Annotated in this window: 12 protein-coding genes; 8 read left to right on the forward strand and 4 right to left on the reverse strand. The window is 53.7% G+C overall.

Features of this window, described 5'->3' with window-relative positions:
* Positions 1 to 278 (forward strand): transposase (locus tag G392_RS0107350; protein ID WP_027009729.1); only part of this gene is annotated, 278 nt, incomplete at its 5' end.
* A 51-nt stretch (positions 279 to 329) separates the two neighbouring features.
* On the opposite strand, the gene G392_RS0107355 is transcribed toward G392_RS0107350, so the two are convergent.
* Positions 330 to 1,106, reverse strand: a complete 777-nt coding sequence (locus tag G392_RS0107355) for a TSUP family transporter (RefSeq protein ID WP_211224357.1) — start codon at positions 1,104 to 1,106, stop codon at positions 330 to 332.
* Positions 1,107 to 1,324: 218 nt separating this feature from the next.
* Positions 1,325 to 2,851 carry a fumarate hydratase gene (locus G392_RS0107360; RefSeq protein ID WP_027009731.1) on the reverse strand — a complete coding sequence of 509 codons (1,527 nt, stop codon included), beginning with the start codon at positions 2,849 to 2,851 and terminating at the stop codon, positions 1,325 to 1,327.
* 163 nt (positions 2,852 to 3,014) lie between these two features.
* Here G392_RS0107360 and G392_RS0107370 point away from each other — a divergent pair, with 163 nt between their 5' ends.
* Positions 3,015 to 5,054 carry a hypothetical protein gene (locus G392_RS0107370; RefSeq protein WP_156900845.1) on the forward strand — a complete coding sequence of 680 codons (2,040 nt, stop codon included), beginning with the start codon at positions 3,015 to 3,017 and terminating at the stop codon, positions 5,052 to 5,054.
* Between the two features lie 284 nt (positions 5,055 to 5,338).
* On the opposite strand, the gene efp is transcribed toward G392_RS0107370, so the two are convergent.
* Together efp and G392_RS0107380 are read right to left on the reverse strand one after the other, a co-directional pair.
* On the reverse strand, positions 5,339 to 5,899 hold the full coding sequence (gene efp, locus G392_RS0107375) for an elongation factor P (RefSeq protein ID WP_027009733.1): 561 nt from the start codon (positions 5,897 to 5,899) through the stop codon (positions 5,339 to 5,341).
* 87 nt (positions 5,900 to 5,986) lie between these two features.
* Positions 5,987 to 6,727 carry a Rossmann-fold NAD(P)-binding domain-containing protein gene (locus G392_RS0107380; protein WP_027009734.1) on the reverse strand — a complete coding sequence of 247 codons (741 nt, stop codon included), beginning with the start codon at positions 6,725 to 6,727 and terminating at the stop codon, positions 5,987 to 5,989.
* Positions 6,728 to 6,934: 207 nt separating this feature from the next.
* On the opposite strand from G392_RS0107380, the gene dld reads away from it, so the two are divergent.
* From dld to hisF, 6 genes are all read left to right on the forward strand, one after another.
* Positions 6,935 to 8,584, forward strand: coding sequence for a D-lactate dehydrogenase (gene dld / locus G392_RS0107385; RefSeq protein WP_027009735.1), 1,650 nt, complete (start codon positions 6,935 to 6,937; stop codon positions 8,582 to 8,584).
* The gene (locus G392_RS12415) at positions 8,575 to 9,171 is read left to right on the forward strand and encodes an IMPACT family protein (RefSeq protein WP_034334725.1); all 597 of its coding nucleotides are present in this window, start codon (positions 8,575 to 8,577) and stop codon (positions 9,169 to 9,171) included. Before dld ends, G392_RS12415 begins: the two co-directional genes overlap by 10 nt.
* 111 nt (positions 9,172 to 9,282) lie before the next feature.
* A complete protein-coding gene (gene hisH, locus G392_RS0107395) occupies positions 9,283 to 9,927 on the forward strand; it encodes an imidazole glycerol phosphate synthase subunit HisH (protein WP_027009736.1) in 645 nt (214 codons plus the stop codon).
* A gap of 94 nt (positions 9,928 to 10,021) precedes the next feature.
* Positions 10,022 to 10,771, forward strand: a complete 750-nt coding sequence (gene hisA / locus G392_RS0107400) for a 1-(5-phosphoribosyl)-5-[(5-phosphoribosylamino)methylideneamino]imidazole-4-carboxamide isomerase (RefSeq protein WP_027009737.1) — start codon at positions 10,022 to 10,024, stop codon at positions 10,769 to 10,771.
* Positions 10,772 to 10,831: 60 nt separating this feature from the next.
* Positions 10,832 to 11,182: a hypothetical protein gene (locus tag G392_RS0107405; RefSeq protein WP_027009738.1), complete on the forward strand. Its 351-nt coding sequence runs from the start codon at positions 10,832 to 10,834 to the stop codon at positions 11,180 to 11,182.
* A 175-nt stretch (positions 11,183 to 11,357) separates the two neighbouring features.
* Entirely contained in the window at positions 11,358 to 12,122 is a 765-nt protein-coding gene (gene hisF, locus G392_RS0107415; protein ID WP_169718749.1) for an imidazole glycerol phosphate synthase subunit HisF, read from the forward strand.
* Positions 12,123 to 12,132 lie beyond the last annotated feature (10 nt).

Raw genomic sequence — 12,132 nt, forward strand, 5'->3', positions numbered from 1 at the left:
CGAAAATGCACGAATCGGGACAGCAAAGGGGGCGGGTGATGTTATCCAAAAAAGGTTCGGCAGTATTGCGTGCGGCCTTGTATCTGCCTGCGGTCGTGTCAAAGAAATACAACCCTGATATTGCCGCCCAATACGCCCGTCTGCTGCAAAGGCAAAAAACGCCGATGCAGGCATTGGGCGCGGCGATGCGTAAATTGGTACATATTTGCTTTGGCGTATTGAAGCATCAAACGGTTTATCAGTCCCGTCAGTTGGAAATTTCTGCTACGGGAGCTTGACTGGAAAGATGGTATCTACGCTTGCTTTTTAACTATAATTAATGACACACCCTAATTTCCCCAAAACAAATATTTCAATGCCATCGCCACACACGCCACCACCACCAAAGGCTTAACCAGCTTCGCCCCGTTTTTGTACACCAAGTGCGAACCCAAATACACGCCCGCCACTTCCCCCACCGTCATCAAAATCCCCGCCAGCCACACCATTTTGCCCAAGTAAATAAAAATGGCAAGCGAAACCAAGTTGCTCGCCAAATTCAACACTCGCGAATACGCCATGCCCGCCGTCAGGCTCATGCCCAGCAGCATGGTTACCGCCGCCAGATAAAACGTTCCCGCGCCCGGCCCGAAAAAGCCGTCATAAAAACCAATCAACGGCACCACGGTAAACGAAAACGCCGCCACACCCATTTTGGCAGTACGCGGCTCGTCTTTGATTTGCTTGGAAAAGGCAAAATACGCCGCCATCAGAATCAGCATCACCGGCAGCGCATAGCTCATAAAACGGTTGCCGACAAACTGTATCGCCAACGTCCCCAAGCCCCCGCCCAACAGCGCGGGCGGCAGCAATGCCCACAAACGCCGTTTGTCCAAAACGCCCTTGCCCGCATAATAATGCGTGGACGCCAACGCCCCCACCGCACCTTGCAGCTTGTTTGCCGCAATCGCCTGTGCGGGCGAAAAACCCGCCGTCAGCAAAACGGGAATGGAAATCAAACCGCCGCCGCCGCACAGCGCATCGATAAAGCCCGCCACCGCCGCCCCGACAATCAAAAACGCCATCACGCCCAAATCCAAGCCCCAAAATTCAATGCCCGTCATCATAACCGTTCTCCGTATGTGTGTTCCCGCGCACGGTGCTGCACCTGAAGCACAGCCCTATGCCTTGCCCTGATTCGGACGGCGTTATGCCCCGCCCGAATAAAAAACCATTTTACCGCCGCAAACGGCGGGGCTTCAAACCGAAAAGAAATAAGATGAAAAACGCCGTCATGCACAGGCATGACGGCGGTCTGTTGCCGCCGCACGGGGGGCGGAAGTGTTTACGCCGCGCTCACGGGAATAATGCCGATTTTCGCCTGCCACTTGCGCGGGGCAACGGCGTGGACGGACTGACCTTGGCTGTCCACCGCCACCGTAACCGGCATGTCTTTCACTTCAAACTCGTAAATCGCTTCCATGCCCAAATCGGCAAACGCCACCACTTTCGCCTGTTTGATGGCTTTGGCAACCAGATACGCCGAACCGCCCACCGCCATCAGATACACCGCGCCGTGTTCGGCAATCGCTTCGCAGGCAGCCTCGCCGCGCTCGGATTTGCCAATCATGCCCAGCAATCCCGTTTCCTGAAGCATTTGGCGGGTGAATTTGTCCATGCGCGTGGCGGTGGTGGGGCCGGCGGGGCCGACCACTTCATCGCGCACGGGGTCAACCGGCCCGACGTAGTAAATCATCTTGTTGGTAAAATCCACAGGCAAAGGCTCGCCCTTGTTGAGCATGTCCACCATGCGTTTGTGCGCGGCATCGCGGCCGGTGTAAATTTTGCCGTTGAGCAGCAGCACGTCGCCCATTTTCCATTGCGCCACGTCTGCTTTGGTGAGCGTGTCCAGATTCACGCGGATACCGTTTTCGGCGTGGTAGGTGATGTCGGGCCAATCGTCCAAAGACGGCGCTTCCAGTTGCGCCGCGCCGCTTCCGTCCAATTCAAATTCCACATGGCGGGTGGCGGCGCAGTTGGGAATCATGGCAACGGGTTTGGACGCGGCGTGGGTGGGGTAATCCAAAATTTTCACATCCAAAACGGTGGTCAAACCGCCCAAACCTTGTGCGCCGATGCCCAAAGCGTTTACTTTTTCAAACAGTTCCAAACGCAGTTTTTCTACGGTGGACAGCTCCGCGCCCGAAGCGGCTTTGTCTTGCAAATCGTGAATGTCAATGTGGTCCATCAGCGATTCTTTCGCCAGCAACGCGGCTTTTTCGGGCGTGCCGCCGATGCCGATGCCCAAAATGCCCGGAGGACACCAGCCCGCACCCATGGTCGGCACGGTTTTCAGCACCCAATCCACGATGCTGTCCGAAGGATTGAGCATCGCCATTTTGGATTTGTTTTCCGAGCCGCCGCCTTTTGCCGCGCAGGTAACGTGAATGCGGTCGCCTTTGACGACTTCCATATGGACGACTGCGGGGGTGTTGTCTTTGGTGTTCAAGCGTTTGCCCGCAGGGTCGGCGAGTACGGAGGCGCGGAGTTTGTTGTCTTCCCAGTTGTAGGCGCGGCGCACGCCCTCGTCCACCATTTCCTGTACGCTCATATCGCTGTCCCAGCGCACGTCCATGCCGATTTTCAAAAACACGGTGGCGATGCCCGTGTCTTGGCAGATGGGGCGGCGGCCTTCGGCGCACATGCGGCTGTTGGCAAGGATTTGCGTCATCGCATCGCGGGCGGCGGGGTTTTCCTCGCGTTCCAATGCCTTGCTCAGGGCTTGAATATAGTCTTTGGGGTGGTAGTAGCTGATAAATTGGAAAGCATCGGCAATGCTTTGGATAAAGTCTTCTTTTTTGATGACGGTCATGGCGTGTTCCTTGGGTGGGTTTGTGTAAACGGCTTATGATAGCGAAAAGTGCTTGGCAAAACAATTCAGGCAGCCTACGTAGGGAATGGTTGCTGAAATAGCCGATTTTTTATTTTTTAGGTAAAATCTAAAACTTCCTTCATTACACGATGGTAAATGCCAAATGCAAAACTATTATGAAAAGAAATTTCAACTTTTGGAAAAAGAATCCGACACTGGTACTGCATTATTTGAAATCGTACGGGTTTTAATGTATCAGAATAGCTCACCAAAACTGTCTCAAAAAGAAAACAAGTATGATATTTTTTGGCACTCATATTTTATTAATTATTTAACGATTGATATTTTTCAAAGTGAAGATTATTTATGGTCGTTTGGACAGTATATCCGTCTTGGAAAAATAGACTATGATTTATATAAAAAGATGATTGGTTTAGATGAACAATCTTTTATTAATGCCACTCGCCTGTCAGGCATAATTTCAGACTTTCAAAAAAATACATGGAATGAATTGACTATATATTTGGAAAATCTCAATAGCAATACTTTATCTGAATTTATTCAAACGACCAATCATTTTAGAAAGAATTATTTACAAAGAAAAGATAAGTGTAATGAAATAAAGAAAAAGCTAAATTTAACTCAATTAGACGCTTTAATTCTATCGGGATTATATTTATATCAATTTGTTGTAGGAAAAACTGAAAACATAAAAATACCTTTTCAAATTGACATGGGGGAGTTTTATACTCTGCGAAATCAAGATATATGGATAGTGATAGATAAAATTATTCAAGGTTCTTGTCGGGAGAAAACATTAAATCAAAATAAAATTTTCTCTGCAATAGCCAAAAAGATTTTTCCTTTATTAAGCGGTAAAGTAGATAAATTTCATTTATATGAATATCAATTATTTTGCGAATTGGTTGCAAACTGGGCAAATTTAAATATTTGGAAAAATGAAATTATTCCAAGCTATTGCTACTATGAAAAAGATGAGGAAGACTGTTTTAATGAGAAAAGAGGAGTATTGCAACTTTACAATGACTATAGCGGCATGAAATTATTGGGCTTATCTTTAACTGAAGATAATATAAATCAAATTTATCAATCTGTTGGTGAAGCAGGAATGCAAGCACTTTGCAAACGATTTAGCATTCTGTTTTGGTTGAAAGATATATATGGTATAGAAGAATTATCAATTAATGGAAAAATTTATAATTTACACGATGCAATAACAACAATTACTTCTGCACAAGTATTTTATCAAACCGACCATCTGGAACCGTTTTTGTCTCTGGTTTATGAAAAAAATTTGTTACCACACGAAGCATTAATAGTTATGATGGAGCAAGGTCGGCAAACCGGAAAAGTCAGAACGGTTTTAGCATTTGATGATATAAACCAAAAAGCGCGTTCTCTATATAACTGGATTACAGGCAAGGAAAGTAAAACTGCAAAAACCAAGAAAATGTTAGAGATTTTAAAATTTTGGTCTCACGATTTAAACCATGTTACACGCACCGACTTATCAGAAAAACCTTTTTATAGAATTGGTGATTTCATATTTAGCTTGCCCCATTGTTTAGGTGAGCAAGATTTATACACAACTGCTGTCAATAGCATTAGAAAAACTTATAAAAACCGTAAAGAATTACGAAAAGAAACAGCATTGATTGAAAAAAATCTGGCTAATTTATTTAAACAACACGGGTTGCAAGTTACAAGCTCTTTTATGCCTGATGATAAATCGGTTGGAGAAATGGATTTGGTTATCATACAAGATGATACGGTATTACTCATTGAAGTCAAATCCAGTTTTATCCGAGCAGGCATTGATGAAAGATACTTATACAAACACAACGTATTAAATAAAGCAGCATATCAATTAGATAAAAAGCTGGCTTATTTAAAACAATATTATTCGGACAAACAAAACTTTCACTCTTGGATTGTTGATACCACTTTAGAATTTGACCATATGTATTTTGGTTCACATTTAAAAATATCGTTGGAAGAGTTGGTAATTATCTTAAATCAAGATGAAATGTTTTTAGAGGAAGTTGAAAAATTACAAACAGATGTTATATATCTTAAAGAAAAGAAAGAGCTTGATTTATCTGATTTAATTTATCGGGTACAAAATAATGAGTTTTGGAAAAAGAGTATCAATCGGTTCTTGATGATGGCAGAAAGCAAATAGACCTATTCCTTGTGTTATCTACCGTATAATCCATTCTTTTTTCACATCGATACAAACAACCCTCAGGCTAGGGCGTGTCATCAATTGATTTTTTATGCTGAAAATTCAGTGCAATATAAAAAATCCGTCATTCCCGCGAATGCGGGAATCCACTGTCCGATGCTTGGCAAGTGATGTTTTATCAAGGCTTGTCGTGCTTTGACTTGGATTCCCGCATTCGCGGGAATGACGGCGTTTTTGTATTGTGCTGATTTACAGTAGAAAAGTTTAATTGATGGCACGCCTTAGGCGCGTTTGCGAAACTCGCCGGTGCGGGTGTCGATTTCCACTTTGTCGCCGTTTTCCACATACGCCATCACTTGGATTTCGGTGCCGCCGACCAAGCGTGCGGTTTTCATCACTTTGCCGGAGGTGTCGCCTTTGACGGCAGGCTCGGTGTATTCCACTTCGCGCACGATGATGGTGGGCAGCTCCACCGAAATCGGGTTGCCTTCGTAAAAGGTTACTTCGCACACGTCTTCCATGCCGTCCACGATGAATTTGAGCGCGTCGCCGATGTTTTCGGCTTCGATTTCGTATTGGTTGAATTCTTCGTCCATAAAGACGTACATCGGGTCGGCGTAGTAGCTGTAGGTGCAGTTTTTGCGCGACAAAACAATCACGTCAAATTTGTCGTCTGCTTTGACGATGGTTTCGGAAGCGGCGCCGGTGAGCAGGTTTTTCAGTTTCATGCTCACTTTGGCAGAAGAGCGTCCGCCTTTGATGTATTCGGTTTTTTGTACCACCATCGGGTCGTTGCCAATCATAAACACGTTGCCGGCGCGCAGTTCTTGTGCGGTTTTCATCGAAATTCCTTTTCGGGTTGAAACAATCGGGTGCTGTAAACAAAACGCGCCATTTTAGCGGATAGGCGGGGCAGGTGCAAACGGCGTTCAAACAAGGTCGCGGTATGCGCTGCGGACGGTTTTGCCCGCGCCGTCGTCGTGGTCGGCAAAGTGCGGGGCGGGCAGCCCGAGTTTGGCGGCTTCGGCGGCGTAAAACGCGGCTTTGCGCGGGTGCGCCGGTTCTACGATGTTGCGGACGCGCACGCCGTTCGGGGTGTCGAGCGCCCGCAGCAGGGCGGCTACGGCAAGGTCGCGATGCACCATATTGACGGGGCGGTTGGCACCGGTGTTGTTTTGCCGTTTGAGCAGGCTGTGTACGGGGTGGCGTTCTGCGGCATACAGTCCGCCGAAACGGAGTATGTCGATATTCGCCACGCCGCTTGCCAAGCAGGCTTGTTCCGCCGCGACAATGGCTTGCGCGGAAGCGGTGGCGGGTTCGGGCGGGCTGTGTTCGTTGCATTCGCGGGCGCGGTCGCCGTACACGGAAATGCTGCTGCCGAACACCAGTTGTGCCGCGCCGCAGTGTGCGGCAGTGCGGGCGAGTGCGCCGATGGTGGCGGCGTAGTCGGGCAGTGGCGCGGGCGGCAGCAAAAACACCCATGCGCGGCAATCCGCCCATGCGGGCAGGAAGCTGTCGGGCGTGAGAGCGAGTGTGTCCAATTCAAAGGGCAGGTTGATGTCGTCCGAAGTGAGCCGGCGTTTGACGGCGCGCACGGGCGTGCCGCGCTGCCACAGGGCTTCCGCCAAAGGGCGTCCGAGAAAGCCGAAGCCGAAAATCAGGGTGTTCATCAAAATTCCTTTTCGGTGTGCAACCCCGCCGTTCACGGCGTTAAAACCGTTTTTGATTCGGTCGGGGGGAACGCCGTCCGAATCAGGGCAAGGCATGGGGCTATGCTTGATGTGCAGCCCTGTGCGTTGAAACACGGGGCGGGGCTTTCGGGTTTTATTGGCGGCAATTGTGGCGTAAAATGGGATTTTTTCGCAAGGGTTTTGCTGATGTCGCTTGCCGATTTGCTGCGCCGCATTGTCGGTGCGTCCCATGTGCTGACCGGCCGTGCCGCCGAGCCTTTTTGCACGGGCTACCGTTTTGGTGCGGGCAGTGCGCTGGCGGTGGTGCGCCCCGCCACCTTGTCGGAATACTGGCAGGTGTTGCAGGCGTGTACCGATGCCGATGCGGTGGTCATCTGCCAAGCCGCCAACACGGGCTTGACCGGCGGCTCGACCCCGCACGGCAGCTACGACCGCCCCGTCGTGCTGATTAACACCATGCGCCTGAAAGGGATTTTTCTGATAGACGACAACCGCCAAGCCGTTTGCCTGCCCGCCGCCACGCTCTACGAATTGGAAAACCGCCTACAGCCTTTGGGACGCGAACCGCATTCGGTCATCGGTTCGTCCTGCATCGGCGCATCGGTGGTCGGCGGCGTGTGCAACAACTCCGGCGGCGCACTGGTGCGGCGCGGCCCCGCCTACACCGAAATGGCGGTGTTTGCACGGCGCAACGAAACGGGCGGCTTGGAGCTGGTCAACCATCTGGGCATCGACTTGGGCGACACCCCCGAACAAATCTTGGACAACCTCCAGCACGGACGTTTCGGCAACATCTCCCGTCAAGGCAAAGGACATGACCACGACTACTGCCGCCACGTCCGCCAAATCGACGCCGACACCCCCGCCCGCTTCAACGCCGACCCCGCCCGCCACCACGACGCATCGGGCAGCGCGGGGCGCGTGGCGGTGTTTGCCGTGCGGCTGGACACCTTCCCCGCCGACACCGACACCGCCGTATTCTACATCGGCAGCAACAGCACCGCCGCACTCACCGAACTGCGCCGCGACATGCTCGGCAGCTTCGCCCACCTGCCCGTTTCCGGCGAATACATCCACCGCGACGCCTTCGACTTGGCAGAACAATACGGCAAAGACCTCTATTACTTCATCAAATACGCGGGAACACGCCACCTGCCCAAGCTGTTTGCCGCCAAAGCCTTCGCCGACCGCCTCCTGCCCCCGCACAGCAGCGACCGCATTTTGCAAGCCCTGTCGCGGCTGCTGCCCGCCCACCTGCCGCCCCTGCTGCGCCGCTACCGCAACGACTACGAACACCACCTCATCATCAAAACCGCCGGCGCAGGCACCGCCGAAACCCGCACCTACCTGCAACAATACTTTGCCGACCCGCACACCGGCGCGTTTGCCGAATGCAGCCCCCAAGAAGCCCAAGCCGCCATGCTGCACCGCTTCGCCGTTGCTTCCGCCGCCGTACGCTACCGCGCCGTCCACCATCGCGACATCGCCGACATCGTCGCCCTCGACATCGCCCTGCGCCGCAACGACCGCGACTGGTTTGAACGCCTTCCGCCCGAACTCGACGCCCAAATCGCCCGCAAGCTCTACTACGGACACTTCTTCTGCCACGTCTTCCACCAAGACTACCTCGTCAAACAAGGCAAGGACTGCACGGCAATCGAACACGCCATGCTGCAACTGCTCGACCGGCGCGGCGCACGCTATCCCGCCGAACACAATGTCGGACACCTCTACCGCGCCGACCCCGAACTGGCAGACTTCTACCGCCGTCTCGACCCCACCAACAGCTTCAATCCGGGCATCGGACAAACCGCCAAAAACAAAACATGGAACTGAGCTACCGCACCCTTGCCGCCCCCGCCGAAGGCATGTTTAAAGACAAAGGCAGCCGCTTCACCGCCTACGCCTTCCCCGTCTGCACCGAAGCGCACGTCAAACAACACACCGGCACCCTGCGCCAAACCCACCACAAAGCCCGCCACTGGTGCTACGCCTACCGTCTGGGCACAGACGGCAACCGCTTCCGCGCCAACGACGACGGCGAACCCGCAGGCAGCGCGGGGCGTCCCATCTTGGGGCAGATTGACGCTTTCGGGCTGACCGACACGCTGGTGGTGGTGGTGCGCTACTTCGGCGGCACGCTGCTGGGCGTTCCCGGCTTGATTCACGCCTACAAAACCGCCACCGCCGCCGCCCTTGCTGCCGCCGAAATCATCGAAAAAAACATCGAATGCGAAACCGCACTGGTTTGCGCCTACGCCGATTTGAGCGAAGTGCTGCGCGTGGCAAAACAACACGGCGCTTACACCATCTCACAAAATTTGCAGCTCGACTGCCGCCTGACCCTGCGGCTGCCCCTTGCCCAAGCCCCATCGTGCCGCCACGCATGGGCAAAAATCCCGTCCGTACACATCGAAACATAAGCCCCGCACCGCCATCACCGCACGCTGCGGATACCAAACGGATTTCCCCCTGTTCTGTTATAATCCTACGCCACACAGACAACGCGAACCACCCAACGCAAAGGAGTTTCGATGAAAATCGCCATTGTGGACTACGGCATGGGCAACCTGCATTCCGTACTCAAATCGGTACAGGCTGCCGCCCGCCTTGCCCGCACCGCCGCCGACATCGCCCTGACCGACCGCCCCGAAGCCCTTGCCGCCGCCGACAAAATCGTCTTTCCCGGACAAGGCGCGATGCCCGACTGCATGGCGGCACTGCAGCGCAACGGCTTGGACGAAGCCCTGTCGCACGCCCTGCGGCACAAACCCTTTTTCGGCATCTGCGTGGGGGCGCAACTGCTGTTCGAGCGCAGCGAAGAAGGCGACACCGCAGGCTTGGGGCATTTTCGCGGCACGGTCAAACGCTTTGCACACGGTCAGCGCGACCCGCACGGCACACGCCTGAAAATCCCGCACATGGGCTGGAACAGCGTGCGCCAAACCCGTCCGCACCCGATGTTTGCCGACATTGCCAACGGCACGCGCTTTTACTTCGTCCACAGCTACCACTTCGCCCCCGCAGAGCCGCAAACCGTTGCCGGCGAAAGCGACTACCCCGACCCTTTCGCCTGCATCGTTGCCCGCGACAACGTGTTTGCCACCCAGTTCCACACCGAAAAAAGCCACGATGCGGGCTTGCTGATGTTGCGGAATTTTCTAAACTGGCAGCCCTGAGGGGCAATCCGATTGCACCTTTTCGGGCGAATTGTGTAAAATAACGCTAATTTCCGCCCGATATTTGTAAACCCCAACCGCTCAGGTATTGATTATGCTGCTGATTCCCGCCATCGATTTGAAAAACGGGCAATGCGTCCGCCTCAAGCAGGGCTTGATGGAACAGGCGACCGTGTTTTCCGACTCGCCCGCCGAAACCGCCGTCCACTGGCAACAACAGGGCGCAAGGCGTTTGCATTTGGTGGACTTGGACGGCGCATTTGCCGGCAAGCCGCAAAACGCCGAAGCAGTGGCGGCCATTTTGGCGGCGGTGGCAGACAAAATGCCCGTGCAGTTGGGCGGGGGCATTCGCGATTTGCACACCATCGAGCGTTATCTGGCTTTGGGTTTGCACGATGTGATTATCGGCACGGCGGCGGTGAACAATCCCGCCCTTGTTGCCGAAGCCTGCCGCGAATTTCCGGGACGCATCATTGTCGGCATCGATGCCAAAGACGGCATGGTGGCGATTGACGGCTGGGCGGTCGTTACCAGGCACCGCGCCGCCGATTTGGCAAAACGCTTTGCCGATGACGGCGTGAATGCGGTGATTTACACCGACATCGGGCGGGACGGCATGATGAGCGGCGTCAATGTTGCCGCCACCGCCGCTTTGGCACAAAGCACCGGCATGCCCGTCATCGCATCGGGCGGATTGAGCGGCTTGGACGATGTACGCGCCCTGTGCGCCGCAAGCTGCATTCACGGCGCGATTACCGGACGGGCGATTTACGAAGGCAGCTTGGATTTTGCCCAAGCACAGCGTTTGGCAGACGAATTGTCCGCACCCGCCGTGTCGGGCTGACGCGCATTCGTGCTGCTGCCAAGCATTATTCTTTGAATTAAAAATCAAAAAGGAAAAATTATGAACGGCGCATTTATGCTTACCGCCTTTGTGCTGGGCTTTTGGTGCATTTGGTCGGCAAACCGTGATGTCAATTCGGTGTTGGAATCGCTGGGTATCACCCTCACCGCCATCGTGGCAAAAAGCCTGATGGAATGGAGCGGTCCGCCCGAATTTAATTCCGTCATGCTTGCCGTATGGGGCATTTTGTTTATTTATTCGGTGGTTACCTTGGAGCTGATTGACCGCTACTCCACCAATATGTCTGTCAATCTCACCATTGCCATCGCTTCGGCGGTGGGCTGGTTCTTTTTGGCGCAATGGCTGTTCAGCGCGGAAGGCATGGCGAAAGTCGGCTCTTGGATTGCCTGAACGTTTGCGGGGCATACCGCTATGCGGCCGCACAACGCAGCACCCGCAGCACGACACGCCCCACCCCGGCAAAAAACCCGCCGCCCGCCGGCACCACGGTTTTTTGCCGCCCACACTCCCCTTTCGGGCGTGCCGTTTGCGGTACGCCCGAAATTTTGTTTGCAAAGGAATTTTGATGCTTGCCAAACGGATTATCCCCTGCCTCGACGTGGACAACGGCCGCGTGGTCAAAGGCGTGAATTTTGTCGGACTGCGCGATGCGGGCGACCCCGTTTCCGTTGCCAAACGCTACAACGACGAGGGCGCGGACGAACTCACTTTTCTGGACATCACCGCCAGCAGCGACAACCGCGACACCATTTTGCACACCATTGAAGCGGTGGCTTCGCAAGTGTTTATTCCGCTTACCGTTGGCGGCGGCGTGCGCTCGCTGGCCGATATCCGCCGCCTGCTCAATGCGGGCGCGGACAAAGTGGGCATCAATTCCGCCGCCGTGTCCAATCCCGATTTGGTCAGCGAAGCGGCGGCGTTTTTCGGTTCGCAGGCGATTGTGGTGGCGGTGGACGCCAAAGCCGTCAATGCAGACAACACGCATTGGGAAGTGTTTACGCACGGCGGCCGCAAAGCCACAGGGCTGGACGCGGTGGACTGGGCGCGGCAGATGCAGCAGCGCGGCGCGGGCGAAATCCTGCTCACCAGCATGGACAGGGACGGCACCAAAAGCGGTTTCAATCTGCCGCTCACCCGCGCCGTTGCCGATGCGCTGGACATTCCCCTGATTGCATCGGGCGGCGTGGGCAATGTCCAACATTTAATTGAAGGGATTACGCAGGGACACGCCGATGCGGTGCTGGCGGCGAGCATTTTCCACTTCGGCGAAGTGTCTGTCGGCGAAGCGAAACGGCAAATGCAGGCGGCGGGGATTGAAGTTCGTTTGTAAGTTTCAGGCA

The organism is Conchiformibius kuhniae DSM 17694 (assembly GCF_000428785.1).
Taxonomy (GTDB): Bacteria; Pseudomonadota; Gammaproteobacteria; order Burkholderiales; family Neisseriaceae; genus Conchiformibius; species Conchiformibius kuhniae.